At 35.1% G+C, this 26,764-nt stretch carries 23 protein-coding genes and 1 riboswitch; of the genes, 12 read left to right on the top strand and 11 right to left on the bottom strand.

Annotation, left to right across the window (positions count from 1 at the left end; translation table 11 throughout):
* The first annotated feature begins 297 nt into the window (after positions 1 to 297).
* From PHD84_04245 to amrS, 11 genes are all read left to right on the top strand, one after another.
* Positions 298 to 741: a DUF1893 domain-containing protein gene (locus PHD84_04245; protein ID MDD5637018.1), complete on the top strand. Its 444-nt coding sequence runs from the start codon at positions 298 to 300 to the stop codon at positions 739 to 741.
* 183 nt (positions 742 to 924) lie between these two features.
* The gene (locus PHD84_04240) at positions 925 to 1,635 is read left to right on the top strand and encodes an MBL fold metallo-hydrolase (protein ID MDD5637017.1); all 711 of its coding nucleotides are present in this window, start codon (positions 925 to 927) and stop codon (positions 1,633 to 1,635) included.
* A gap of 57 nt (positions 1,636 to 1,692) precedes the next feature.
* Positions 1,693 to 2,604 (top strand): MBL fold metallo-hydrolase, encoded by a 912-nt coding sequence (locus tag PHD84_04235; protein ID MDD5637016.1) that lies wholly within the window; start codon positions 1,693 to 1,695, stop codon positions 2,602 to 2,604.
* Positions 2,605 to 2,961: 357 nt separating this feature from the next.
* Positions 2,962 to 4,467, top strand: a complete 1,506-nt coding sequence (locus tag PHD84_04230; GenBank protein ID MDD5637015.1) for a serine protease — start codon at positions 2,962 to 2,964, stop codon at positions 4,465 to 4,467.
* 60 nt (positions 4,468 to 4,527) lie between these two features.
* Entirely contained in the window at positions 4,528 to 5,520 is a 993-nt protein-coding gene (locus tag PHD84_04225) for a dihydroorotate dehydrogenase-like protein (GenBank protein MDD5637014.1), read from the top strand.
* Positions 5,521 to 5,608: 88 nt separating this feature from the next.
* Entirely contained in the window at positions 5,609 to 6,136 is a 528-nt protein-coding gene (locus PHD84_04220; GenBank protein ID MDD5637013.1) for a sigma-70 family RNA polymerase sigma factor, read from the top strand.
* A 121-nt stretch (positions 6,137 to 6,257) separates the two neighbouring features.
* The gene (gene glnA, locus PHD84_04215; protein MDD5637012.1) at positions 6,258 to 7,586 is read left to right on the top strand and encodes a type I glutamate--ammonia ligase; all 1,329 of its coding nucleotides are present in this window, start codon (positions 6,258 to 6,260) and stop codon (positions 7,584 to 7,586) included.
* Between the two features lie 371 nt (positions 7,587 to 7,957).
* Complete coding sequence (locus PHD84_04210; GenBank protein MDD5637011.1) at positions 7,958 to 9,763, top strand: DegV family protein; 1,806 nt, start codon at positions 7,958 to 7,960, stop codon at positions 9,761 to 9,763.
* A 53-nt stretch (positions 9,764 to 9,816) separates the two neighbouring features.
* Positions 9,817 to 11,013 carry a hypothetical protein gene (locus tag PHD84_04205; GenBank protein MDD5637010.1) on the top strand — a complete coding sequence of 399 codons (1,197 nt, stop codon included), beginning with the start codon at positions 9,817 to 9,819 and terminating at the stop codon, positions 11,011 to 11,013.
* 230 nt (positions 11,014 to 11,243) lie between these two features.
* Positions 11,244 to 12,020 (top strand): metallophosphoesterase family protein, encoded by a 777-nt coding sequence (locus PHD84_04200; protein MDD5637009.1) that lies wholly within the window; start codon positions 11,244 to 11,246, stop codon positions 12,018 to 12,020.
* 16 nt (positions 12,021 to 12,036) lie between these two features.
* Positions 12,037 to 13,056 carry an AmmeMemoRadiSam system radical SAM enzyme gene (gene amrS, locus PHD84_04195; GenBank protein MDD5637008.1) on the top strand — a complete coding sequence of 340 codons (1,020 nt, stop codon included), beginning with the start codon at positions 12,037 to 12,039 and terminating at the stop codon, positions 13,054 to 13,056.
* Between the two features lie 78 nt (positions 13,057 to 13,134).
* On the opposite strand, the gene PHD84_04190 is transcribed toward amrS, so the two are convergent.
* From PHD84_04190 to PHD84_04155, 8 genes are all read right to left on the bottom strand, one after another.
* Positions 13,135 to 13,545, bottom strand: coding sequence for a biopolymer transporter ExbD (locus PHD84_04190; GenBank protein ID MDD5637007.1), 411 nt, complete (start codon positions 13,543 to 13,545; stop codon positions 13,135 to 13,137).
* Positions 13,526 to 14,152, bottom strand: a complete 627-nt coding sequence (locus tag PHD84_04185) for a MotA/TolQ/ExbB proton channel family protein (GenBank protein ID MDD5637006.1) — start codon at positions 14,150 to 14,152, stop codon at positions 13,526 to 13,528. Before PHD84_04185 ends, PHD84_04190 begins: the two co-directional genes overlap by 20 nt.
* A gap of 20 nt (positions 14,153 to 14,172) precedes the next feature.
* Positions 14,173 to 15,027, bottom strand: a complete 855-nt coding sequence (locus PHD84_04180; protein MDD5637005.1) for an energy transducer TonB — start codon at positions 15,025 to 15,027, stop codon at positions 14,173 to 14,175.
* 80 nt (positions 15,028 to 15,107) lie between these two features.
* On the bottom strand, positions 15,108 to 17,000 hold the full coding sequence (locus PHD84_04175) for a TonB-dependent receptor (protein MDD5637004.1): 1,893 nt from the start codon (positions 16,998 to 17,000) through the stop codon (positions 15,108 to 15,110).
* Positions 17,001 to 17,172: 172 nt separating this feature from the next.
* Positions 17,173 to 17,348: riboswitch (cobalamin riboswitch) on the bottom strand.
* Between the two features lie 200 nt (positions 17,349 to 17,548).
* The gene (locus tag PHD84_04170) at positions 17,549 to 18,301 is read right to left on the bottom strand and encodes an ABC transporter ATP-binding protein (GenBank protein MDD5637003.1); all 753 of its coding nucleotides are present in this window, start codon (positions 18,299 to 18,301) and stop codon (positions 17,549 to 17,551) included.
* A gap of 144 nt (positions 18,302 to 18,445) precedes the next feature.
* Positions 18,446 to 19,441, bottom strand: a complete 996-nt coding sequence (locus tag PHD84_04165; GenBank protein MDD5637002.1) for an iron ABC transporter permease — start codon at positions 19,439 to 19,441, stop codon at positions 18,446 to 18,448.
* A gap of 104 nt (positions 19,442 to 19,545) precedes the next feature.
* A complete protein-coding gene (locus tag PHD84_04160; GenBank protein ID MDD5637001.1) occupies positions 19,546 to 20,646 on the bottom strand; it encodes an iron ABC transporter substrate-binding protein in 1,101 nt (366 codons plus the stop codon).
* A gap of 339 nt (positions 20,647 to 20,985) precedes the next feature.
* Complete coding sequence (locus PHD84_04155; protein MDD5637000.1) at positions 20,986 to 22,137, bottom strand: DUF362 domain-containing protein; 1,152 nt, start codon at positions 22,135 to 22,137, stop codon at positions 20,986 to 20,988.
* A gap of 215 nt (positions 22,138 to 22,352) precedes the next feature.
* Here PHD84_04155 and PHD84_04150 point away from each other — a divergent pair, with 215 nt between their 5' ends.
* Positions 22,353 to 24,251: an aldehyde ferredoxin oxidoreductase family protein gene (locus PHD84_04150; protein ID MDD5636999.1), complete on the top strand. Its 1,899-nt coding sequence runs from the start codon at positions 22,353 to 22,355 to the stop codon at positions 24,249 to 24,251.
* A 132-nt stretch (positions 24,252 to 24,383) separates the two neighbouring features.
* Here PHD84_04150 and PHD84_04145 read toward each other — a convergent pair whose 3' ends face one another.
* The 3 genes from PHD84_04145 to PHD84_04135 form a co-directional block, all read right to left on the bottom strand.
* On the bottom strand, positions 24,384 to 25,253 hold the full coding sequence (locus tag PHD84_04145; GenBank protein ID MDD5636998.1) for a transporter substrate-binding domain-containing protein: 870 nt from the start codon (positions 25,251 to 25,253) through the stop codon (positions 24,384 to 24,386).
* Positions 25,254 to 25,352: 99 nt separating this feature from the next.
* Entirely contained in the window at positions 25,353 to 26,009 is a 657-nt protein-coding gene (locus tag PHD84_04140) for an amino acid ABC transporter permease (GenBank protein MDD5636997.1), read from the bottom strand.
* Positions 26,006 to 26,764, bottom strand: coding sequence for an amino acid ABC transporter ATP-binding protein (locus tag PHD84_04135; protein MDD5636996.1), 759 nt, complete (start codon positions 26,762 to 26,764; stop codon positions 26,006 to 26,008). The genes PHD84_04140 and PHD84_04135 overlap by 4 nt, the downstream gene beginning before the upstream one ends.

Below are 26,764 nucleotides of genomic sequence, written 5' to 3'. Positions count from 1 at the left end.
TTCTGGTCTTTTGCCAAGCATTGGTTGTACCATTACCGTGGCATCTCAAGTGTCTATTTCCCATTTTACTTAAAAGAAGTAGAATGGGGATTCAACCACCGTAATGAGAACCTTGTTATCCTATTAAGGAGGTTTCTGAATCAACAGAATTTCATTGTCAAAGAACAAATTTAGTGCAATTTTGGTTATGCATTACCATATGATAAATAAAATTCTAACAACTTGATAAGTGAGTAAAAAGATGTATATAATATGAACAATAGATGAGAAGGAAAATATGCCAAAGAAGTAAAAAGTATGACAAATATGGATGATTTGAACAAAGCAAAAGAAATCTTACAGAAAGAAAAGTATACTTTTGTATTAATAAAAAGAGGTAAATTAATAAAAACATCCTATAAAAAAGGTGTTCTTCCTTTATTGGAAGTTATCAATGGTGATGATCAAGTCCTTAATAAGGCAATTATAGCTGATAAGGTGATTGGTCGAGCCGCAGCTCTTTTAGTGGCTAATTATCAAGTGAAAGCAGTATATGCTGGGACAATTAGTGAGAATGCCAGAGAAATATTGGATAATAATTCTGTTTTTTATCAATTTGGGCAATGTGTTCCCTATATTAAAAATCGTAACCAGACTGACCAATGTCCCTTAGAGAAATTAACTTCCAGTATTAGCAGCTCGGATTCTGCCTATGAGCAGATTTTACAGTTTTATCAGCAGGTATTAAAGATAAATATTTAAATTCTTTCTATTTCTTATAAAATATGCTATTGAACTGTGGCCTATGATTTACGCAATACGCTCAACGCTCTACGACGTTATACGGTATACTTTATACTGGTATACTATATACTAATTAGGGGATTATCAAGGGGAAGGATTCCCCTTAATAATCCTGTATTAAGAAGCAGTTAAGGAATTAATATGACTAGGTTGACATTTTTAGGTACCCGAGCAGAGGTGGAAGAAAGAACCGAAAAACACTTTTACCATTCTTCTTTATTATTGCAGGTCTTTGATGCCCATCCCTTTCGTCTACTTATCGATTATGGTCATATCCATGCTTATGATTTGAGCATTCTGAAACCCGATGCTATACTAATTACCCATGCTCATACTGATCATTATCTCTGGACTTTGGAAGAAGCTAATTCTGCTATTCCGATATATCTGACTCAGGAAACGCTTGATTATGGCAAATTTAGTCCTGTTAATTCCTGCATTTTTATTCCTTATCAAAGATTATCTTTAGGTCCTTTTCAGATATTACCATATAGAGTAATTCATTCCATTTGTTGTCCTGCAGTTGGATTTAAAATTCGGTTGCCAGACTATAAAGTTCTGATATATAATCCTGACCTGGTTGATATAATTGCTAAGGAACAAATTTTACCAGGATCTGATTATTACATTGGTGATGGCTCAACAGCAAAGGCAAACCTGTTAAGAAGAGAAGGGAAAATACTTCTTGGGCATACCAAAATACCAACTCAGATTAACTGGTGTAAAAAATATGGAATTAACAACATTATTTTTACTCATATTGGTAAGGATACTATGAATAGAGAAAATGATTTTCCCAGATTATATCCTGAAAGTATTTTGGCATATGACCAAATGAAAATAACTGTCTGATGAAATGATTCTTCAAATAAATCTGCTGGGATAATAAATAATTTATTGGAGTGCAATATGGAATTAAGGCAAGTTACTGAGAATACTTACTATATCCCTGGACCGACCAATCTTGGTCTTTTTGTGGAAGATAAAAAGGCTATCTTAATTGATAGCGGGAATGATGAGTCAGCTGGTAGAAAAATATTCCGACTTCTGGAAGAGAAAGGATGGCAATTGAGTAAAATTATTAATACACATTCCAATGCTGACCATATTGGCGGAAATGCCTATTTACAGAAAAAGACCGGTTGTGATATTTTAGCTACAGCCGTAGAATCGATCTTTATTAGTGAGCCATGGTTAGAACCTTTTTTATTGTGGGGTGCATTTCCCTTTAAGGCAATGAGAAATAAATTTTTACAGGCACAGCCTTCTGAAGTAACTCATATTATCAATACCGAAGGAATGATTAAGGATACACCTTTACAGGCTTTCCCACTGAAAGGACATTTCATTCAGATGATTGGCATAAAGACTCCTGATGATGTATTGTTTATTGCTGATAGTCTATTTTCACTCGAAATAATTAACAAATATGGCTTAACCGTAAAGAGCAATATTGAACAAGCTCTTAATACCTTCTCCTGGTTAGAAAAACTTTCAGCAAAATTATTTATCCCTGCCCATGCTCAGCCTACAGGAGATATTGGTGATTTGATTCGGGTAAATAGAGATCAGGTAGAGCAAATTAATAAGAAAATTATAACTTACTGTTACCAGCCGGTCTCTAGAGAAAGAATATTACAGCTTTTGGTCAATGATTATCATCTACAGCTTTCCAGTGTTCAGTTTGTCTTAACCCATATTACCGTTGCAGCTCATTTGAGTTATTTAAACGATAAGCATATGATAAAACCAATATTTGATGATGGAAAGATGTTATGGGTAAATATTGGTGTAGAAACTGGCACTGTCAAGAAGGATTGATTCTCCTGGTCTTAGTTACAGTATTTTATATTTCTTCTGGTAAATAGATTTCCTGAAGTTACCTGACCAAAATTGATAATATCTTCTTTATTCATTAGCAGGAAAAAACTGCATCAGGTAAGAAATATTCTTCTGGTAGCAAGAAATCATCCGATTGGTAATGGTAGTTTTTATATCGGTATTGAAGATAATACCTAAAACTGTTTCTTATGCAATGAGCCCGCCTTGGTAAACAGATTATTAACTTAGTTACTGCTACTGCACAGAATTTCTGCAACTTTCTAGAGTTACTATTGATGATAAGATTGATTTATAGTGTAAAATGATTATATAAAGTTTGAAGTGAGGTAGAAAATAATGTTTAGAGGAAGTTTATTAAGAAATAGTAATAAGAGAAAACTGCTCATTAAGATATTGATTATTGTTTTTTTAATGTTTATTTCGCCATACTATATTTCTCTGGCGGCTACAGATGTTCGTGAGGCCATTGTTAAGGTTTATACGGTTAGCAATTATCCGGATTATTACAATCCTTGGAGTATGCAGGGACCACGAGCCAGTTCTGGTTCAGGATGTATAATAGAACATAATCTAATTTTGACTAATGCCCATGTGGTAAGTAATCAAACTTTTCTGCAAGTGCGAAAATATGGAGATACACAACGGTATCGGGCACAAGTGGCGGCTGTTTCTCATTTAACTGATTTAGCCTTATTAACTGTAGAAGAATCCGAATTTTTTATCGGAACACCGGCTCTATCTTTTGGTGAACTACCAGAAACACAACAGGAAGTAATGGTTTATGGATTTCCCATAGGTGGGGATATGTTAAGCATTACTAAAGGAGTGATTTCCCGTATTGAACATCAACCCTATGTACACAGTTCCTCTGTTTTTTTAGCGGGACAAATTGATGCAGCAATTAATCCTGGTAATAGCGGTGGTCCGGTATTAGTAGATGATAAAATTGTGGGAGTGGTAATGCAGGGAATTTCCTCTGCTCAGAATATTGGTTATATGGTGCCTATTCCTGTTATTCGCCATTTCTTTGCTGATTTAGAAGATGGTACTCTGGATGGATACCCCAGTTTGGGTATAAGTATACAGGATATGGAGAATGAAGGTTTAAGAAGATACTATCAAATGGAGGATGGCATAAGCGGAGTTCTCATTAACCAGATTGTTCCTGGTTCTCCAGCTGATGGTAATTTAGAAATTGGCGATGTATTGCTTTCAGTTGAAGATTTTTCCATTGGCAATGATGGAACTGTCGAATTTCGCCTTAATGAAAGAACGCACTTAAATTATGTTATTCAACAAAAGCAGATTGGCGAAGATCTAAACTTAACTATTTTGCGGGAAGGAGAAAAAATAGAAAGAAGAGCTAATCTCTTTCGTTCATTAATTAAAGATCGTCTAGTACCTATGGAACAATATGAAACTCTTCCCACTTATTATATATATGGTGGTTTGGTATTCTGCCCCTTAACTAAAGATTTATTGAATATTTGGGGTGCACAATGGTATCAATCTGCTCCCAGAGAGCTAGTATGTTGTATCTTAAATAATATTCCCGAAAGAGAAGACCAACAGGTTGTAGTTTTATTAAAAGCACTGGCTGCAGATGTGAACCAGGGTTATCAAAATATAGGTAACTGGGTAGTGGATCGGGTAAATGGGGAAAAAATATGGAATATGCGGGATCTGGTTGAAAGAATTGAGAGTTGTGAGGAACCATTTATTATTCTGGAAGATCAATACAATAGGCAAGTAGTTATTAACAGAGCTCAGGCACAAGACAGCCATCAAGAAATCTTAGAAATTTATCGAATATTATCTGATCGTTCGGAAGATTTGAGGTAAGGGTAAATTTTAACTATATTTTAGAGTAATTATTGATAACTTTTCAAGGAGGAAATTTATATGGTTGATTTACGGGTAAACTATATGGGTCTGAAATTAAAAAACCCTCTTGTTATTGCTTCCTCTCCCCTGGGAGAGAACATTGAAAGGATGAGGTTATTAGAAGAGAATGGAGCTGCAGCTGTTGTATTGCCTTCGTTTTTTGAAGAACAAGCAATTCAGAGTGAGCTCAGCTATTCCTTATTATATGAAAAGGATGGTTATCGTAAATATCTCGATTACTATTTTGACGTAGCTCGTAACAAGTTAACTCCTGAAAAATATATGAGTTTTATTAAAGAGGCTAAGAGTAAAGTAAATATACCTGTAATCGGAAGTCTTAATGGCATCTCAGTCGGTGGTTGGATAAATAATGCTATTGCGATGGAAGAAGCCGGTGCCGATGCCTTAGAATTAAATATTTATTTTCTGCCGACCGATCCTGAAATGGATGGTCGTCAAATAGAAGAACATTATCTAAAACTGGTTGATGAAATTACCGGAAGTGTTGCTATACCCGTAGCTGTGAAGATTCATCCCTATCTTAGTTCCATACCAAATATGAGTAGCAAATTAGTACATGCTGGTGCCAGTGCCCTGGTATTCTTTAATCGTTTTTATCAGCCTGATATTGACCTGGAAAAGATGAAAATCGAACCAATGATTAAGTTAAGTACCTCTGAAGAATTATTGCTAAGAATAAGATGGACAGCAATTTTATTTAGCAAAATTGAGACAGACATTGCTATTACTGGAGGAATACATGCTACAGAGGATGTTATCAAAAGTATCATGGCTGGTGCTAAGGTAACCATGATTGCTTCTGTATTACTGGAAAGAGGAATTGGTTATCTCCAGTCTTTATTGGTAGAGATAGAAAAATGGTTGGAAAATAACAAATATCAGTCATTACAAGAGATTCATGGCATTATGAGTCATAGAACAACTCCTCAGGCAGCTCTCTGGGAGAGGGCTAACTATTTGAAAGTACTTGATTCTTACCGCCAGGGATAATTCCTAAATAGTATAAATTATATCTATCAAAGGATATTTTTATTATTATAAATATATTTACTGACGATAAAAATAATATAAATGGCTTATGAAAAAAGAAAGAGAACTAAGCGAAATAGTTAATAGCATAAAATACCAGATTAGAGCTATTATTCGGAAGATAAATATCAATTATCAGTATATAGATAGTGATGATCTGTACCAAGAAATCCTATTATACTTGTGGCAAGAGAAAGAAAAGGGACAGTTAAAAGATAAAAATGATAGTTATATCTTACAGGGTTGTTATTATTATCTAAAAAATTATATCAGAAAAAACCTTAAAACTGTAACTGAATATCCGAATAAAGTTTATCCCGATCGTGAAGCACTAAGTCGGGAAATAAAGGATGAAACAAAACTAATAAACAAGTATGGCAATAATTATATCTTGGATGAGTATTTATACTTGGATGAATTTAGCAAAGAATTATCTATAAAAGAGAAGGTATTGCTGGATTTCCGTATGAAAGGCCTTACTGATCGCGAAATTGCCAAAGAGCTTGGTATTTCACATACTATGGTTTCAAAAATGCGCAGAAAGATAAGGCAGAAGTACCAGTTCTATTACGAATAAATCCCTAATAAAAAAATTAAAAAAATTGGTTTCCAAAAAGCTAAAAAAATTACTTGTATAGTTAAATTATTTTTTTGTAAGGTTCTATTTTAATAAACTAAGAATGAGGGAGATGTAATATATGTCTGAGACAACAAAAAAAATGATATTACAAAAGGCAGAGGAATTAAAGATAAGGTTTGTACGGCTTAAGTTTACTGATATTATGGGGATTCCCAAGAACATAGAGGTACCAATACGAGACCTGGAAAAAGTGTTAGATGGAAACATTATGTTTGATGGTTCATCGGTACAGGGTTTTTGTCGGATTGAGGAATCAGATATGTATCTACAGCCTGATTTGGATACCTTTATGGTTAATCCCTGGGAAGAAGAACAGTATGTAGCCAGGATTATCTGTGATATTGTTAATCCAGATAAGACACCTTTTGCTGGCTGTGCTAGAACTAATCTGAAAAGGGTATTAGCTGATCTGAAAAAAATGGGCTATACTGCTAATTTTGGACCAGAAATGGAATTCTACATCTTTGGTAGGGATGAACAAAACAAACCCACAACTAAAACTAATGACCAGGCTAGTTATTTCGATCTTTCTCCCATAGATTTGGGAGAAGAACTACGCAGAGATATGGCTATCACCTTAGAAAAATTGGGTTTTGAAGTAGAAGCTTCTCATCACGAAGTAGGACCGGGTCAGCACGAGATAGATTTCCGATATTCTGATGGCATTACTACGGCTGACCGCATTATGGTATTAAAATTAACCAGTAAGACTATTGCAATGTGGCACAATCTGCATGTAACCTTTATGCCCAAACCAGTCTATGGTATTGCGGGATCAGGAATGCATACCAATATTTCCCTCTTTAAAAATGGCAAGAATGCCTTTTATGATCCTGATATTAAATATGACTTGAGCAAAGAGGCACTTTATTTTATTGGTGGTATAATGAAACATGCCAAAGGACTGGCTGCTATCACTAATCCACTAGTAAATTCTTATAAGCGCTTAATCTCAGGGTATGAGGCTCCAGTTTATATTGCCTGGTCACATCGTAATCGGAGCCCTTTAATCAGAATACCGGTGGTGAGAGATGGCAATACCAGGATAGAATTTCGTTGTCCTGATCCATCCTGTAATCCCTATCTGACATTTGCCGTTATTCTTACTGCAGGTATAGATGGAATTCAAAAAAAGATTATGCCACCTGACCCTATCAATGAAAATATATACGCTATGGATGACCAAAAATTAAAAAAATACGGTATTGAATGTTTACCAACCAATTTAAAAGAGGCTTTAGAAGAATTCCAAAAGGATAAAGTATTGCACCAAGGGCTTACTGATCATATTATCACTAATTATTTAAGGGCAAAATATAAGGAGTGGGAGTTGTATAGCCTACAAGTGTCTCCCTGGGAGTTAGAACAATACCTTGCTAATTACTAATAAGGTTACATTGGAATTAAAAATAAAGCTACAGGCAGGAAAGCTTAATATAATACAATAAAAGCTTTATCCTGCCTGTTTTTTATATAATAGCTATATAATTCCAATAAAGATTAGAAAAAACCTGTTATTAGATATATAATAAGATTAAAATAATATTTTTAATAAAGAAAACGTATGATATGCTAAATTAGATTTTAAGAATGTTTCATTCATACCATTACTAGCTTGATCAAGAAGACAATAAACTTTAAGTATAAAACAATACCATATACGGTATATTTATATTATAAAGGAGTTATCAAGGGGAAGAAATTCCCTACCCCATTACCCTGTAGTATTTAATTATTGATCATAAGGTGAGTGAAGTTATGAAAATACAGATTAAGTATATTAACGGAATTCGTTTTAAGAGATTTATAATGACCTCAGCTCAGCGAATTGGTCAGACTAAAGATCATCTCAATGATATTAATGTCTTTCCAGTCGCTGATGGAGATACCGGTACTAATTTAGCTATAACTATGAATAATATTGTAGAAGGGGTTCAGGATTTTCGCCAGACTTCTTTTGAGCTTATGATTCAGCGCATTGCTAAATCTGCTCTTAAGGGTGCCAGGGGTAATTCTGGTGCTATTCTAGCTCAGTTTTTCCAGGGATTAGCTGAGGCAACTCGGGGTATGAATCGCCTAACGACGGTAGCCTTTTCTCAAGCAGCTGTAAAAGCAGTGGAGCAGGCAGCTATGGCTATTGCTGAACCCTGTGAAGGCACAATTATTACTGTTATGAGAGATTGGGCGAATCATGTCAATCAATTGGCTCATAGAACACCCGATTTTGTAGAATTATTTAAAAAATCTCTAAAAAAGGCCAGAGTTTCATTATTAGAAACCCCAGAAAAATTGGCAATTTTGAAACAAGCCGGTGTAGTGGATGCTGGTGCAGAAGGATTTGTAAATTTATTGGAAGGAATTGTTGATTTTATTGAATTTGGCCGATTAAGGATGATGAAACACGATGAAAAAAGATCCTCAATTAGTTCACAAGAGCAGTCTTTTCTTCGTTCCCTGGAAAAATCAAGATTTCGTTTTTGCACTGAATGCCTACTAGAAGGAAATAATTTAAACAGAAATCTTATCAGAGATAGATTAACCAGTTTGGGTGATTCCCAGGTAGTAGCTGGATCTGATGAACAGTTGAAAATCCATATTCATACTAATCAACCTGATTTAGTTTTCTCTGAGATAGGTTCTTTTGGTACAATTGTGCAAACCAAAGTAGATGATATGTGGGAGCAGACAGGAGATATTAAGGGAAGCATAAAATTACCAAAGATTGCCCTAGTTACTGATTCAACCTGTGATTTGCCAGATGAATTAATTGAAAAATATAATATTAAAATAGTACCTATAGCTGTTCAGGTTAATGAACAGAGTTTTTTAGATCGGGTTAATATTTCTACCACAGAAGTCTTGGATTTTCTAGAAAACCCCGAGCAACATGTAACAACTTCTCAACCCCCTTACCAGTATTTTGAGGATATTTACCAGAAAGTTGGGGAAGAAAATGAGGCTATTATTTCTATTCATATATCAGGAAAGTTAAGTGGTACTTTTCAGGCAGCATGTGTTGCTAGTAAACAAAGTAAATATCAGGATAAAATTCAGGTAATTGATGCTAAGACCAGTTCAGTTGGTCTGGGATTAATTGTGTTGCAGGTTGCTCGCCTGGTTGAGAATGGGATTCCACTCAATCAGTTAATAGAAAGAATAAATAATCATATTCAGCATTGTAAAATATTTGTTAGTATTCCAACCTTAAAATATCTAATTAGAAGTGGGCGTCTGGATAGAATAAAGGGATTCATAGGTTCTATGATACATTTAAAGCCAGTAATTACCTTAGATCAGGAGGGCGCCTTTGAAGAAGCGGCTAAAGTGGTTGGTTTGCGTCGTTTATGGGATAAGACTTTAGAATTAGCTAGTCAATTTGCTTTAGGAGAGAAGAATCCCTATTTTGCTATTGCTCACATTCAGGATATTAATTTGGCAAAATGGTACCAGAAGGAATTAAAAAATCGTTTTCCTCAAGCTGAAATATATATTGCGGAGGGATCACCTGCTCTCAGTGTACACATAGGTAGAGGTGGCACTGCCATAGCGGTGATGGGTGGTTAATAGAATATTTATAATTTGAATGGTAAAAATGTTTTTATTAGTGGTGGATGATATTGAAAATAGGCTGTTATCATTTAGTTTCCAATATTATGGAAAAACAGAATATTGACTTTTCTCTTCAGCCCTTTTTAACATCGGTTGAAAAATACCTGGGAGAAAAAATATTATCTATTAGCCCTGCAGAAGTTAAGAAGGGAGATATCCTGCCAGTCATTCTAATTAAATCTGGTGGAGTAGAAGAAAAATTTAAGCGGATTTATCAGCAATTCCCTCCACCATATTTGCTTTTGACTAGTTGCTTGTATAATTCTTTACCCGCAGCTTTGGAGATTAAGACCTATTTACAAAGAAGAAGTGAAAAGGTAGAGATCTTACATGGTTCAGAAGCGTGGATTGCCCAAAGGTTAAAGTTGATAAAAAAAGTAATTGAAACAAAAAAAATCTGTAGCAAATACTGCATTGGTGTTTTAGGTGAGCCATCTGAGTGGTTAATTGCCAGTAAAGCAGACTATAATGCCATTAGAAAAAAACTGGGAATGAAAATATATGATATCCCTATAGAAGAAATGGTTAGACACATAGATCAGGTTAAAGACATAGATATTCCCCTTAATATAGTAGCTGTTTCAGGATTTGACCGTAATACTCTTAATCAATCACTGCGAATATATCAAGGTTTAAAGAATTTAATGATGGAATATAATTTTAATGCCATCACTGTTCGTTGTTTTGAATTATTAGATTTCTATCAAAATACAGGGTGTCTATCCTTGTCTTTATTGAATCGGGAAGGTTTACTTGCTGGGTGTGAAGGTGACTTACCTGCGTTAATTTCAATGATTCTTCTACATCATTTAACTGATGAACCGGTTTTTATGGCTAATCCTTCCTGTATTGACGAGAAAAAAAATGAGGTAATCTTTTCTCATTGCACTATTCCGCTTAACATGTGTAAAAGCTTTCATTGGAAAAGTCATTTTGAATCTGGTATGGGAATTGCTGTGAGCGGTAAGGTTCAAGAAGGTCCAGTGACCATTTTTAAAATGGATGGGAATATAGAAAGATATTTTATTTCAGAAGGAGAATTGATAAGTAATTTAGAATCACCAAATATGTGTCGTACACAATTACAGATTTTACTAAAAAGACCAGTTCTTGACTTTTTGGACAAATCAATAGCCAATCATCAATTAATATGTAAGGGTTGGCATAGTAATCTGCTGGAGCAATTCTTTTCCTACCTGCTTTAGCTTTATTTAACCAGACATTGATAAATAGGCTAAAGGGGAGTTTACTCCCTAACCTCTTAATGATGAATAATTATTAAACAAGGAAGATGGTGTTAAATTAGATTTTAAATATAAAATATTTGATTACTATATTTATGATTCCTCAGGATCATAAAAATAACATTACTATGTTGCTTACCTTCTCAATTTAAAAGAGGTATTTCAGGGGTTCTCAAGAGGAAGAATTCCCCTTGAATATTCTATTGTTTTCCAGAGAGAGAGGTTTGTCTACCTTGAAAATGGGAATCATCTCTGATATTCATGGCAATGCCGAGGCTTTAAATGCAGTACTAAATGAGTTAAAAAATGTAGAGCGCATTTTTTGTTTAGGAGATATCATAGGGTATGGGGCTGATCCGGTTTACTGTATTGAAAAGATGAGAGAATTGGATTGGTTGTGCTTAAAGGGAAATCATGAGGGCGCCATAACTGGGGAATTAGATTTGTATTATTTTAATGAAGATGCAAAACAATCCCTTCAATGGACTAAGAAACAGTTAAATGAGCAAAACTTTAATTACCTCAATGGTTTACGGAGAAGAATTACTATTGCTAAAGATATATTGGGAGTGCACGGTAGTCCTCGTCAACCTCTGTGGGAATATATTCTGGACAAACAGACTGCAGAAGAAATATTTATTGAGTTTGATTTCAAAGTTTATTTTGTTGGACATAGCCATGTTGCCGGATATTTTACCTTTCATCGGGAAAATAAGTTAGTTCGTTATTTTGATGCAACTGTCGGAGCTGAGATTATTTTAGAAAACAATCATAGCTATATCATTAATAGCGGTAGTATTGGTCAGCCCCGAGATGGTAATCCTCAGGCAAGTTTTATCATTTTTGATACTGAAAAAGAGATGGTTTTTATCAGGCGGGTAAGTTACCCTATTAGTAAAGCCCAGGCTAAGATAATTAAAGCTGGCCTTCCTAAGTTTTTAGCAGAACGATTGGCAATAGGGATTTAATAAAAAATCATAGGTGATGGTAATGACTCAAGAGGCATTATTTTATAAGAAATTAGAAGATTATAAAGTAGAATGTTTGCTTTGTTCTCATCACTGTAAAATATCATCAAGTAACAAGGGAATATGTCGGGTAAGGGAAAATAAGGAAGGTGTTTTGTACAGTTTGAATTATCGACGATTAATTGCTGCTCATATAGATCCTATTGAGAAAAAGCCTTTGTTTCATTTTTATCCCGGTTCACAATCCTATTCCATTGCAGCAATGGGGTGCAACTTTCATTGTTTGCACTGCCAGAATTGGTCTATTTCCCAGGCAAGAAGAGATATTATAGATGGAGAGATTACTACTCCCGAGAAGGTAGTTCAAAACGCATTAAACAGTGGCTGTTTGTCCATTTCTTATACTTATACTGAGCCCACTATTTACTTTGAAACAGCTTTAGAGGTTTCTCGGATTGCCCAACAAAAGGGATTAAAGAATATTTTTGTTACCAATGGTTACATCAGTTCGGAAGCTCTCCATTACATTGCTTCCTATTTGGATGCGGCTAATATTGATTTAAAAGCGATAAGCGATGCATTTTATAAACGGATTTGTGGTGCTAAGTTAAAACCGGTGTTAGAAAGGATCAAAGAATACTTTGAATTAGGTATTTGGATTGAAATAACTACCCTGATTATTCCAGGATATAATGATGGTGAGGATGAATTAGGGAAAATAGCCGAATTTATTGCTGATATTGATAAAAATATACCATGGCATATTACGGCATTTTATCCTACTTATCAGTTAAATGATGCACCTCCCACGCCATTGTCTACTTTAGAGAAAGCTTATCAAATTGGACGGGAAAAAGGACTACACTATGTATATCAGGGTAATGTAGGAGAGGGAGAGAACACCAATTGTCCTTCCTGTGGTAAAACTGTAATTCATCGCAAATATTTTTCTACGGAGAATATGATAAAAGATGGTAATTGTCCTTTCTGTGGGGAAAATATTCTGGGGATAGGAATGTCAGGAAAGTTAAAATAGTGAACATAGTATATTGCCAACCACCTAATGTGGATGAATATGAATTATTTTTGAACATTATTATGATGAGAAAAATTTTTAATTTAAATATTCATGTTCTAAAAGAAAAGAAATTATATCAATCTCTAATCTAGTTCCCACTACCATCATTTTAGCAATATATTCGAAATCAACTTCTTTATCAGCGTATACTTCGATGCCATCTGAAAAATCTTTATATTTTTCTTTTAAATAATATGGCAATATATCCCAGGGAATATTATTCTTTCCTACATAAATCATCCCATTTTTATCTAAATATAAAGCAATGGATTTATCTTTTTCTCTGCTTATTTCCCCTTCTGCTTGTGGTAACTGAATTGTTGCTCTAATCTCATTTGTATCCAAGGTAGAGGCAAGCATAAAGAAAAGTAATAAAAGGAATACAACATCAATGAGCGGAGCGATATTTATTTCCATATCAAGTTTTTTAATCTTGTATTTGCGCATGCTGGTCACCTAATTTCTGAATATAATGAATTAATTCTAATTCCCTTTTTTCAGTATGTTTTACCACATGCTCCAGCTTATTCATAAAATAATAGTAAGTAGCCAGGGCAGGAATTGATATACTAAGTCCAAAGGCAGTTGTTATTAGTGCTTCAGATATGCCCTGAGCTAATTGTTGTGATTCAACATTCAAAGATAAAAAATGGAAAGTCTTTATCATTCCGGTAACTGTTCCCAATAATCCTAATGAAGGACTTATCTTTCCGATAAAATGGAGCATCCCCAGATGTCTTTCCATTCTGGGAAATAGAATCATCTTTAACTCTTCCATTGCTCTTTCTGTTTCTATATAACCTTCTTCCCAGACCAGAATTCCCTTATACAATACACTATATATAGGATTGTATGGTTTCTTTAATATTTTTAGAGCTTCCTGGGTTTTTCCTTGCTTTAGACTCTCTTTGACTTGCTGAATAATATTTTCCGGGACTTCCCGTCTAATTCTACTAAAATAAAAAAACCGTTCCATAATTATAGCTAAAGCAATAACGGAAACAGCCAAAAGAGGATAAATAACAACTCCCCCTTGCTCAATTAATATTCTCATTTTTATACCTCTTTCTAAATTTATTTCAGTTTGAAAATGATAGGGATCAATACCCAGCTATCTTTTTCCTCATCATCATATTTTGCTGGTTTAAATTTCCAGTGAAAGATTGACTCGAAAGCAGCCTGATCAAAACCTCGATAACCGGAGAAAGTATCTATAAGCACTTCACTAACATTACCTTCTTTGTCAACCAATACTTTTAATTGGACCTGTCCTTCAATATTTCTTTTTCTTAAATTATCAGGATATTCTGGTGGATGATAAGAAATAATTTGCGGCATGGTTACCAGATTATCTATTAGATTAGAATTTGTTAAGTCGAGAGGAAAATATTTCTGAATGGATTTAATCCCCCTTTCTTCTCTTAACAGAAGAGAATCCTGATTTGTAACTTCTTTGTAGTATTCTTTATCTTGATCAACCTTATTGTCAGTTAAAATGTTATCAGGTGTTTTCTGCCTATTTTCTATTTCTTGACTATTTGATGTACCATTTTGTTCTGTTGATTTATACTTATAAGAAGGTAATTGTTCATCTATTATTTCTTTCATTTCTGATAAATTATATTCAATACCATATTGCTCTTCTTTGCTGATATTTTCTGAGGGAAGGTCTTTTTGTGTAATCATCTCTTTCTCTGTAGAAATAGTCTCTAGAGGCGTATTATGCTTATCTAAATTTTGATTAGGATTTTCTTCTATAAGCAGAGAAAAAGAATCGGATGCAAGAAATTCCAGCCTGGCAGAAATAACTGTTTCTTTTTTTTCTTCCGGATATTTCCACTTATCAGATTGGTCAGAAAAAATATTAATAATCCAATAGTGAAAAAATATTGAAATAATTAAGGCAATAATAAAAAATTTATTATTCATTTTTTCTTTATACTCTTTCTAGCTAGGGAAATAATAGGGATGTACTATATTTTGTTTGTCCATCCCTATTATTTTCTATTTTAAAAATCAGCACTAATTCCCAATAGAAATGTTCTTCCCTGAACTGGATATCCACTGACTAATTCAGGTCTTTGATCAAATAAATTTTTGATGGAGAGGCTTAATTTAATTTTCTGGTCCTTTTCTTTATTAACAGTAAAATCTCTATCAATATTTGCTTCAAAAAGATAATAATTATCTAAATTATCAGGTCGGCCTGTGACTATGTATCCATTCAATCCTATTGTAAAGTCATCCTTATTTACTCCAAACTGATTTAAGTAAGCCAAACCAAGCCCATACTTATGTCTTGGTTTTAATGGATTGCCTGTATCAAGGTCAGTGGCATTTACATAGGTATAATTCAGATTTCCAATAAAGTGGTCATTAAATTCTCTCTTTAGGATAACCTCTGTTCCAACAATACGTGCTGAGCCAATATTAGAAGGTCTCCATACCCCGTCAGGATCAGCTGTCCAATTAATTAAGTCATTTACATTTTTTTGAAAGACATTTAACTCAGCCTGAGCGTCTCCTTTTTCATTTATAAAGCGTAATCCTGCTTCATAAGCCCAGGCGATTTCTGGTAACAAATCCGGGTTACCGCCAACATAGCCATCTTCCGGCCAGTAAAGATCATCATAAGTGGGTGCACGATAAGCACGGCCTACAGAAGCATGAAAACTGAGCTCATCTTGCAAACGATAGGAAATCCCTACCCGAGGGTTAAACTGTCCACCAAAGATTTGATGGTAATCATAACGTACTCCAGCTGTTATACTTAGCTTTTCTAATTCTGCCGGCTGCCAGACATCCTGAATAAATACTGCACTGTTTAGATCTTGTTGTTTTCCGATATCTGTACTATCTATCCAATGGTATTTAATATCTCCACCCCAAGTTAGAGTATGGTCACTTTCTATATGGTCATCATCAAAACTGAAGTTATAATGGGTGCTATCAAAAGATAACCCGGCAGTATAGGTTTTATGAATACTGGCACCGGTGTGTTCCCATTCATCCGGATTGTTATAATAAAGACGGTGAAAATCATACCAGGCTATTATATTGATATCTTTATTCTCTTCTCTTTTCTGCCATTTTAAATTCAGATTGAAATTCCGGTCATTTTGCTGGGCATTGGGAGTAGGGTAATCCAAAGAACCGGGCAATCCTCTTTGATAATCATGATAACGAATAGATAAATCCAAATCAGTTTTTTGATCTATCTCCTTGGAAATCTTGCCCAGCAAAGAAATCTTATCCAATTGACTGTTTTCTCGGTCACCTTCTGTTTGGTAATATTCACCAGTAAAAAAATAGTCAAAATCATTGCTTCGATTTTGATAAGAAGCCTGGTATTTTTGGGTATGATAGCTCCCGAAATAAACTCCTGCCGTTCCTTTTTTTTCCTCTCCCCCACCTTGAGTTATTATATTAATAACCCCACCTAAGGCATTTGCTCCATAGAGGGCTGATGCCGGTCCTCGATAAATTTCGATTTTTTCAATCATACCGACCGGGATTAAGCCCAGATCTATTTTACCGGTTTGGGGATCGTTAACAACCTTCCCGTCTATCATGATTAAGACTTGTTCAGGAGAAGAACCGCGAATGCTAACCGATTTAATATCACCGGGAGAACCATAATCTGTTATTTCAAGCCCAGCAATATTTTTTATTATTCCCGATAAATTCTCAGATTTAGAGATCTCTATATCTTTTTTGTTAATAATTTCAACGCTAGCTATTGAGGTAAGTAATTCTTGCGGGTATTTTGAGGCAATAACCACAATTTCTTCCAATGTAAAAAGAGAATCCTGCAATTCGGTTGCAAAAATATTAGTACAAAGCAAAGGTATATTTACGAAAATAAGTAGTGCTATAAGAATAAAATAAAATTTTTTGGACATTATTATTCGTTCCCTTTCTATTATTAATGCTCTTATCAAATAAAATATTTTACAGTTGTTCCCCCCTTCCTTCCCCCTGGTAAATAAAAAAACTGCCTCCTCTTTCCAAGAAGGCAGCTTAATAAACTTACCACTATTTGTTTACTCCTGCTCTCCCTCTATGTCGGAGGTCTCCCAAGCAGACAATCATGGCAAGTCTTCTGGCTCCCAGCTCCTTTTAGTATTATCCTTCCCACCTGCTGGGCAGTGAATAATACCGGGTTATGCTGATTACAGATGCGACGACAGCAACGGTCTTGCACCGTTTTCCTTTTTAATCACTTCTGAACCATGAATGTTAAAACTCTATTTATTTTTTTCTATTCTCTTTTTACCTAGTATTATATTTTGTCTATCCGATTTGTCAAGTTAGGACTTCACTAAATATACAAATGGCAGGCGTTTCTAACTCAATCTTTTTGGTAAAATTATTTATTCAACCATTGATATTGGTAAAAAAGGCAATTAATAATTTATATAGATTAAGTAAAAATATTTTAACCACCACATTACTCTAATACTACAATGGGAATACCATTATAATTATCTACATAGGCGTTTACATCAAAAACTTCCCGGATATTTCTGGAGTTAATTACTTTGCTACCCCCTTCTGAGAAGATTTTTCCATCTTTTAACATAATAAATTTATCGGAGAATCTCAAAGTTAGGTTTAAGTCATGCATAACTACAATAGCAGAAATATTTTGAGTTCTGGAAATATCTCTAATGATTTTCATCACTTCTATCTGATTTTTTAAATCTAGATTGTTAGCCGGTTCATCTAACAAAAGAACTTTAGGTTCCTGAACCAGAGCCCTGGCAATAATAACTTTTTGCAGTTCACCACCACTTAACTCATTGGTGTTGCGCAAGGCATATTTTTCTAACTGCATTAGCTTTAAAATATTGCTGGTAATTTCAAGATCCCTTTTAGAGGCTTCCCATTTAATATAAGGTTTTCTACCTAAGAGCACTGTATCAAAAACGGTCATATAATTACTGATAGTATTTTGAGGAACATAAGCCATTTTTTGGGCAATCCCCACATCATCTAATTGTTTTAAATTAAATCTATCAATTAATACAGTTCCTTTTTGTGGCTTCAATATCTTATTGATACACCTTAACAGGGTAGATTTGCCTGCTCCGTTTATTCCCAGGACAGAAACAACCTCTCCTTTATTTACCTGAAATACTATATTTTTTAAAACACTTTTACTCGGGTAAGAGAATTCCATTCCATCTACTTGAAGAATCATTTGTTATCTCCCTTATTCTTCTTTTTCTATTCATCCCTTTCCATTTTTTACTGAATCCTCTTAATGAATTGAATATTACCAATTCTCGGGCTTCAGGTAAAAATAATAAGCTTTATTACCTCTTAATCTTTAGAATTTATTTTATCACCGATATCTTTTAATAAGCAAGTAAAGAAAGACCGGGGCTCCCAGAAAAGAGGTTAATATTCCTACCGGCAATATAATAGGTGAAATAATAGTACGGGCAACAGTATCGGAAATGAGTAATAATAATGCTCCAATTAAGGCAGAGATAGGGATGATAAAGCGATAATCTCCACCTATTAATATTCTTACCAGATGAGGGCATATTAATCCAACAAAACCGATAATACCCAAAAAGGCCACATTGACCGATACCAGGAGGGAGGCAACCAACATTCCTAATAATCTGGTTTTTTTGGTATTGACTCCTAATGATTTGGCACTTTCCTCTCCACTTTCTAAAGCATTATAATCCCAGCGTTTGTAAATAAAATAAGCAACAGATAAAATCATAAATACTGCCATTATACCTACCTCTACCCAATGTGGTCTTCCCAGATCTCCAAAAGACCAGTAAACCATAGCTGCTAATTGCAGGTCATTTGCAAAATATTGCATGACCATAGTTCCGGCAGTGAATAAAGAACTCATAGTTACTCCAGCCAGTATAATGGTTTCTGGAGCAAAATTTTTTAACTTTGCCAGTAGCAGGATCACTAAAACAGCCACAAAGGAACCTAAAAAGGCAAAAACAGTTATCAGATAGGGGCTGTTAATAAATATTTTTCCGGTACTCTCAGCACCACCAATACCAAACAGGATAATAGCAACAGCAGCTCCAAACATTGCCCCATGCGATATTCCTATGGTATAAGGGGAAGCCAGTGGATTTCTTAAGGTACATTGCATCACTGCTCCGGAAACTGCCAGGGAAATACCGGCAATGATAGCTGCTAATATTCTAGGAAGACGAATATTCCAAATGATTAACTCCGCTGTGTTCCCTCCTTTGCCTATTAAGGCTTGATAAATTGTGGATAAAGAGAGCTTATGTCCACCTATGGATAGGGAAAATAGACCAAACAAGAGTAAAAAGATAATTAGGATACCTCCCATAACTATTTTTTTTCTATTCAATTGAGTATATTTTTGGACTACATTTTTATTCAAATTTTTTCACCAATTAGTAAATATGATGTATTATAATATATAATACTCCATTATTGACTGAACGCTTTAAATCTATCTTTTAGAGTATAATAAGCACTTTCACCGCTCCCTCCGTAAAATTTCTTAAAGACCTCTACTCCTTTTTGATCAATATTTATATCCTGAAATATATCTGGATAGATCGTCTTCCCCACATAATAGGCGTCAATGATTGCGTTTTCCTTGTTATAGGAATACCAGCAAAAAGGTAAGACATAGTATACTTTATTTTCCTGGATTGCCTTAAGCTCTTTGAAGGGACTGGTTTGTAACTCGTTTTCTATAATAGACAATGAAACAGGAGATATAAAAATCACCTCAGGATTCCAACCGATCAGTGCTTCTTTATCGATATTAACTCCGGAACTCAACTCAGACAATTCATAGGCAACATTCAGTATATTGAGCCAATTAAAGGGAGGCCATTGCGGATCAGTAGAAGTTAAGCCATGAGAACCATAAAAAGCCCTTCCAGCAATATAGGCAGTTAATTTTTGCTCATCAGAAATATCTTTTGTTCGATTACTGAGGTCTTTTTTATAAGTTTCAATTGCATTGATTAACTCCTCGGCTCGGTCTTTTTTACCTAATGCTTCACCAATAATTTTTAAAGATTGGTAAAACATTTCGTCTTGTTTGAGTGTCCCAATAGGATTAGTATATACTGCAATAACCGGGATCCTGGTCTTATTCTGTAAATCATCAACTTTCTGAGTATCAGTTGCACCCATGAATATAATATCGGGATTTAATTGTATAATCACTTCATGGTTATATCCGCTTCCACCTGCTCCTATATTGACTACCGGTAAATTATACAATTCAGGGAAAGCAAGCATATAGGGCAAATCAGAGCCCTGGGGAGCTCCCTTTTCATCTGTTTTGGCTTTCTCCCGGTACTCAATCCCCACAATCTTATCTACTACATCAAAAGAAAGAACCTCCCTAAGAGAACACCCTACTGCCAGAATTCGGTTGATCTCCTGTGGTATACCCACTTCCCTACCTAAGGTATCGGTTATTTGAATATCAGACGCCAAACAATAGGAAGTAAAGATACTGACAAGTAGTAGACTCCAAAAAACAATAAATAATTTGTTTTTAATAAACATTGAAACCCCCATTTTTATTAGAAATCGTGTTACTTTTTTAATAATTGTAACACTATTCTAAAATAAAACAAGAGCCTGGTCTCCATTTTTATAAAATAATTAGAAAGGTGCTTTTCAAAGCAACCCCTTAATGGCTAATAAAATAATCCTTATTATAAACTATAGAGCCAGCAATAGATACATAGTTCTATCTAACAGAAAAAAAGTAAAGATTTATCAAAAAGGTTTCAAATAAATTCCTGCCCGGTGAGAGAATGGTAGGCCGGTAATTAAAAAATTAGATCGGATGGAAAAAAGCGATACCCAATGTTTATTATTAATATTTAGAAAAAAGATTGATTATCGGAATATTAATTGTGATAATCTACTTCTTTTTATTTCAACTGCCTGATAAGGGCATAACTCCTGGCAGCAGAAGCATCGAATACAGCGAGTAAGATCGGCTTTCGGTCTATTTTCAATCATTTCAATACATTTGGCAGGACAATGCCGGGCGCATAAGCCACAACCCACACATTTTTTGTGTCTAAAATCAGGTTTAGGACGTAATATTTTGTAAAAGAAGTCATCCAGGCGAGGAGGTAAGGGAATGGGAATATGTCTGCTCCGTGACGTTGTCGGAACTTTAAAGGGGATTGGCTCAAACTTTTCTCTATTTATTCCCTTAATATCAAGCTCCTGGATATTTGTTGGTATCAGTCCTCTCTCTATGGCCTTCTGTAAAGTAAATATTCGCTCAGCAGCCAGGTCAATTAGATAACAACAAGCAAGATCAAGGGCATGAGGATTAGTCGAAGCACCCAGAAGACCAACCTGCTTTGGATCACCGGCTGACGGACCGGTACCTTCCATAGCTATTACTGCATCCATAATTGATAATTGTGGTTTTACAAATTCGGTAACATCAACCAGCATATTGGAAAAATCCCTGACGTCGCTCATTCTTAAATGATAGTCCGCTTTTAAGAGACCCGGTATGGTGCCAAAAAGATTTTTTACCGCACCAGTATAGATGGTAAAACCGTGTGTTTTTAGTTTAGCCAGAGAAATAACCACATCAACTTCTTTAATGATCTTTGCTACGGTAATCTGTTTAAGAATTTTTCCTTCTGGATTAGAGAATTCCTGTTGCTGGAAATTCCAGTTTAATTGAGCACCTGTTTTAGCAGCAACTTCTTCCATACCGGTTTCCCGATAAATACCTTTTAACCAGGATTTGGTGAAAGGTCCGCCGGGACTATCAGCTATTATAGCCCTTGCACCAAGAGTATGAATTTGATTAACAATGGCTTCTACTAAAGCAGGATGAGTGGTAACCGCTGCTTCTGGAGATTTTTTCATCAATAGATTGACTTTTAACAGTACCTTTTGCCCAGGCTGGATATATTGATTGAGACCACCTAACTCGGTAAACAATTGCTGGATTGCTCTGTTTACCTCATTTTGCTGATATGTTTTACAGGGTATAAAAACAACTTTTCTATTATTCATGCTCAGATCCGTTTACCATTTTTTAAACTTTTCCATTATAACAAAATTCTGCAAAAATAAATAGTAATTCGTGCTAAGTAATTATCCAGATATTATTTGCTAAAATCAAATTTGTTCATTAATATAGAGAATAGTATTTAGTATCCTATTCAGCAGGAAGAAAAATAAAAACAAAAAATTTAGAATATAAAATATTAATAGGAAGGAGCTTATTAATGCCATTTGGATATAACAGTAAGATTTTAAGAATTGACCTCGATAAAAAAAGTTATCAGATTGAACAGCCTGATGAAATTTTTTATCGTACCTACTGGGGGGGCCGAGGATTTGGACTTTACTATATGTTAAAAGAAATGAAACCAGGTGTGGATCCTTTTTCAGGGGATAATTTACTTATTTTTTCTACCAGTGTTATTTTAGGGAATGCAGCTCCGGCAATGCCCCGTTATACAGTTTGTACTAAATCTCCTTTAACTGGAGCACAGGGAGAATCTGAAGCAGGCGGTTATTGGGGACCGGAACTAAAAAAGGCTGGTTTTGATGCCATAGTTATTCGAGGCATTGCTGAACAACCATGCTATATCTGGATTAAAGACGGACAGGTCGAATTTAAAGATGCCACCAATCTCTGGGGTAAGGAAACCTATCAAGTAGAACAAATAATCAAGGAAGAACTGGGAGATAAAAATATCAGAATATGTCAGATTGGCCTGGCTGGAGAGAATCAGGTCTTATATGCCAATATTGTTAATGAGTTAACTCATTTTAATGGTAGAAACGGATTAGGCGCTGTGATGGGTTCTAAAAGACTTAAAGCCATTGTGGTAAGAGGTAACAATCCTGTTACCCTTTATGATAAAGAAAGAGTGAAAGAAATATCTGCGAATATTGCCCGAAGAGTTATGGAAAATCCTTTGAGCAGAGCTTTAAGGGAATATGGTACCCCTGCTACAGTAAGGGGGTTTTACGAATCAGGCTCACTTCCATCTTTAAACTGGACTACCGGTTATTTTCGGGATGGTGAAAATCTTACTGCTGAAATTTATAATAAAACAATTCTAAAAGGGAGGGATAGCTGTTATGCCTGCCCGATTCGCTGTAAAAGAGTAGTAGAGTTTAATAATGGAGAAATAGAAATAAATCCTGTTTATGGGGGACCAGAATACGAAACTGTTGTAGCCCTTGGTTCTATTTGTGGTATTGCTGATTTGCCCTATGTGGCTAAAGCCAACGAATTATGTAACAAATGGGGTATAGATACCATCTCAGCAGGAATGACTATTGCTTTCGCTATGCAATGTTATGAAGAGGGAATATTAAATAGGGAAGATGCAGATGGTATAGATTTGCATTTTGGCAATAAAGAAGCCTTGCTTATTTTAATTGAAAAGATTGCTAAAAAAGAGGGATTTGGCAAGTTGTTAGCCCAGGGTTCACGTATATTATCCCGCCAAATTGGCCGGGGCTCTGAGAAATATTTAAAAGAGGTTAAAGGACAGGAAGTTCCTATGCACGATCCGAGAGCCAAAGCTAGTCTTGCCCTACAGTTTGCTTTTTCTGATTATGGAGCAGATCACATGAAAGCTCCGCATGATCCTTTCTTTTCCAGCAAAGACTCCATTGGTTTAAAGGAAATGAGCGGTCTTGGTATCTTAAAACCGCTGGACGCAACGGATTTGAGTTATCGAAAGGTAGCTCTGTTTAAGATGCTGGATATTTACTGGACTATTTTTGATATTTTAGGTATATGTGACTTTGGTTATGTACCTAGAAGTCTGGGCACTATGGATGAATTACTGGCGATTGTTCGTGCTACAACCAGCTGGCAGACTACCTGGTATGAACTGATGAAATTAGGAGAAAGAACTATAAATATGGCTAGAGTATATAATATTAGAGAAGGATTTACTGCAGATGATGACACTTTACCAGAAATATTTTTTTCTAATTTCCCCGATGGACCTCTTAAGGGCAAAGGAGCATTACAGCGAAAGGATTTTGAAGAGGCCAAAAAATTACGCTATGAATTAATGGGATGGAACAAAGAAGGGAAACCAAGTATAGGAAAACTGATTGAATTGGATTTAGACTGGCTGGTAGAGGAATTAACCTGATAGTTATCAGAAATTATAGTACTCTTTTTTATAAAATTACACTCACTTTGAAATAGATTTAACGATTCCGAAGTGAGTGTAATCATTTTCAACATCTTAATAATTTTTTAATCTCTTTACCATGAAATTTTTTTAATCAGACATCATGCATTCAGCCAAGTTTTGAGCAAAAGCCTCTACATCTTTCTCTAACAATGAACCAAATTGGGCATAACAATCAGAAATTTTGTTTAAATCTCCCATGAAGTAAGCATTGACTAAATTATCCCAGATTGGAGTCTGTTGAATTTTTGCTAATCCTTCATTGATTACCGGAAGAATTCCTTTTGGATCACCTTTTTGGACATAGAAAACATACTCTTCTTCAGTATTAATAGTACCGACGATTTTGATGGGATTATTTTTGACAAATGCTTCGGCTGCTGGAGTATCAGCAACAAAAACATCAATACGTCCATTGACTAAATCCATGATTCCCAAGTCATTTGTTTCATATAACTCTAATTTAATATCTACATTTGCTTGAACCACGTTTTCTTCCAACCAATCAGCCTGTGTTGTTCCTCTTTGAGCCCCAATTGCATTTCCGCCAGTCAAGGCAGTTGCAATATTTAATTTTGAATCTTCTTTAACCATTACCCCTTGGCTACCTGACCAATAAGTGTTAGAGGCATCAGCAACTTCTAGACGTTCTTTGGTTAAGGTTGCACCAGCAGCCATTAGGTCAATTCTATCAGATTGAAGGGCAGGAATAAGTGAATCAAAACCGATATCCTGTATTTCTATTTCATAATCCTGAATTTTGGCGATTACTTTCATTAAGTCCATATCAAATCCCACAAAATTATTGTTTGCATCAACCCATTCAAAAGGTGGCCAGTCTGCCGAAGTTCCTACAATAATTTTCTCTGAGGCAGCCGAAGAAGATAACATATTGACTGCTACTAACATAATAAGAATAAATAAGAAACTAATTGTTTTTTTAGCTAATTGTTTAATCATATTTTTGTTTCCTCCTTAAGGAATATTTTTTAACAATTTTTACAAATTTCCATTTTTAACAGTTAATGCTTGTTTTCATCCCCCCCAGTATTCCATAGTTTATAGACCTGGAATGTGAAATCTTTTTTCCATCAGGTCTAGTAGTTTGGAAAGAACTAAAACTAAAATAAGGTAAATTAGGGCAACTACAATAAAAACTTCAAAAGTTCTGAAATTTCGTGAGGCGATTAACCTTCCTTGAGACATAATTTCTGGTGCCTGAATCATATATGCCATAGAAGAGTATTTTAATAAATAGATCAGTTCATTAGACCAGGAAGGGATTGCCAATCGGAACATCTGTGGCAAGACAATATGTTTAATAACCTGAATTTGTTTCATCCCCAGAGAATAAGCAGCTATTAATTGTTCCTTCCTGATAGCCTGAATCGCTCCTCTAAAATATTCGGCTTGATAGGCAGCACTATTTATACCCATTCCGATCATAGCTGCTACCAATGGTGAGAGCATTATACCCACAGAGGGTAGACCAAAATAGAGAATAAAAAGCTGAGTAAGTAAAGGTGTACCACGAATAATTTCCACAAAAAATGTAGAAATAGTATAAACTAACTTAGAGCCATATACTCTTCCCAGAGCAACCGGGATTCCCAGTAAGACACCTGTGGTGATGGCAATAATGGTAAGTTCTATAGTGATGACGGTACCTCCCAATAATTTTGGCAAAATATTCCAGGTTAGTTCTAAAAACCTCACTCTGACCTTCCTCCATAAAGTTCGGTAATTTTGTATAAAAATTCTCTGGTTCTGGGATTCTGGGAATGGTGGAACATAGTATCAGGTTTACCCTCTTCCACAATTACACCATTTTCCATAAAAATAATGTCGTTAGCTACTGATCGGGCAAATCCCATTTCATGAGAAACCACCACCATGGTCATTCCACTTTCTGCAAGTTTAATCATTACATTTAAAACCTCTCCAATTAATTCGGGATCCAGGGCAGAGGTCGGTTCATCAAATAAGATGAGTTTGGGATTCATTGCCAGGGCACGAGCAATAGAAACACGTTGCTGCTGTCCACCGGATAGTTCAGCAGGATAGGAATTTAGTTTGTCTGCCAATCCTACCAGATTCAATTTTTCTATACCAATATTAGTTGCCTTATCTTTTGGTATTTTTTTCACCACTGTTAATCCTAAGCGAACATTATCTAAAACGGTGAGGTGGGTAAAAAGATTGAAATGTTGAAAGACCATACCAATAGAGGAACGGATTATATTAATATCCGTATTAGGATTGGTTATTTCAATTTCTTCTAACCAGATACGACCTTTGTCAGGTGGAGTAAGTTTATTAATACAGGTCAGTAAGGTGCTTTTACCGGTACCGGAGGGACCGATAATAACAGTAGTTTCTCCCTGGTTGACCTGAAATGAGATACCTTTTAAAACTGTTAACTTTCCATAGCTTTTGTGTAAATTTTCTACTTTTAGAATAACTTTAGGCAT

The organism is Atribacterota bacterium (assembly GCA_028717805.1).
GTDB lineage: Bacteria > Atribacterota > Phoenicimicrobiia > Phoenicimicrobiales > Stramentimicrobiaceae > Stramentimicrobium.
The sequence above is the reverse complement of the archived record's forward strand: the minus strand, read 5'-3'. Positions and strand labels throughout refer to the sequence as shown.

What these genes read in the sequence shown, in the direction of transcription:
- PHD84_04155 (MDD5637000.1), bottom strand. Translation starts at nt 22,137, where the DNA reads ATGAATAATAGAAAAGTTGTTTTTATACCCTGTAAAACATATCAGCAA.
- PHD84_04145 (MDD5636998.1), bottom strand. Translation starts at nt 25,253, where the DNA reads ATGATTAAACAATTAGCTAAAAAAACAATTAGTTTCTTATTTATTCTT.
- PHD84_04210 (MDD5637011.1), top strand. Translation starts at nt 7,958, where the DNA reads ATGAAAATACAGATTAAGTATATTAACGGAATTCGTTTTAAGAGATTT.
- PHD84_04235 (MDD5637016.1), top strand. Translation starts at nt 1,693, where the DNA reads ATGGAATTAAGGCAAGTTACTGAGAATACTTACTATATCCCTGGACCG.
- PHD84_04240 (MDD5637017.1), top strand. Translation starts at nt 925, where the DNA reads ATGACTAGGTTGACATTTTTAGGTACCCGAGCAGAGGTGGAAGAAAGA.
- PHD84_04185 (MDD5637006.1), bottom strand. Translation starts at nt 14,152, where the DNA reads ATGAGAATATTAATTGAGCAAGGGGGAGTTGTTATTTATCCTCTTTTG.
- PHD84_04190 (MDD5637007.1), bottom strand. Translation starts at nt 13,545, where the DNA reads ATGCGCAAATACAAGATTAAAAAACTTGATATGGAAATAAATATCGCT.
- PHD84_04170 (MDD5637003.1), bottom strand. Translation starts at nt 18,301, where the DNA reads ATGATTCTTCAAGTAGATGGAATGGAATTCTCTTACCCGAGTAAAAGT.
- PHD84_04175 (MDD5637004.1), bottom strand. Translation starts at nt 17,000, where the DNA reads ATGTCCAAAAAATTTTATTTTATTCTTATAGCACTACTTATTTTCGTA.
- amrS (MDD5637008.1), top strand. Translation starts at nt 12,037, where the DNA reads ATGGTAATGACTCAAGAGGCATTATTTTATAAGAAATTAGAAGATTAT.
- PHD84_04150 (MDD5636999.1), top strand. Translation starts at nt 22,353, where the DNA reads ATGCCATTTGGATATAACAGTAAGATTTTAAGAATTGACCTCGATAAA.
- glnA (MDD5637012.1), top strand. Translation starts at nt 6,258, where the DNA reads ATGTCTGAGACAACAAAAAAAATGATATTACAAAAGGCAGAGGAATTA.
- PHD84_04225 (MDD5637014.1), top strand. Translation starts at nt 4,528, where the DNA reads ATGGTTGATTTACGGGTAAACTATATGGGTCTGAAATTAAAAAACCCT.
- PHD84_04135 (MDD5636996.1), bottom strand. Translation starts at nt 26,764, where the DNA reads ATGCCTAAAGTTATTCTAAAAGTAGAAAATTTACACAAAAGCTATGGA.
- PHD84_04165 (MDD5637002.1), bottom strand. Translation starts at nt 19,441, where the DNA reads ATGGGAGGTATCCTAATTATCTTTTTACTCTTGTTTGGTCTATTTTCC.
- PHD84_04160 (MDD5637001.1), bottom strand. Translation starts at nt 20,646, where the DNA reads ATGTTTATTAAAAACAAATTATTTATTGTTTTTTGGAGTCTACTACTT.
- PHD84_04220 (MDD5637013.1), top strand. Translation starts at nt 5,609, where the DNA reads ATGAAAAAAGAAAGAGAACTAAGCGAAATAGTTAATAGCATAAAATAC.
- PHD84_04230 (MDD5637015.1), top strand. Translation starts at nt 2,962, where the DNA reads ATGTTTAGAGGAAGTTTATTAAGAAATAGTAATAAGAGAAAACTGCTC.
- PHD84_04245 (MDD5637018.1), top strand. Translation starts at nt 298, where the DNA reads ATGACAAATATGGATGATTTGAACAAAGCAAAAGAAATCTTACAGAAA.
- PHD84_04180 (MDD5637005.1), bottom strand. Translation starts at nt 15,027, where the DNA reads ATGAATAATAAATTTTTTATTATTGCCTTAATTATTTCAATATTTTTT.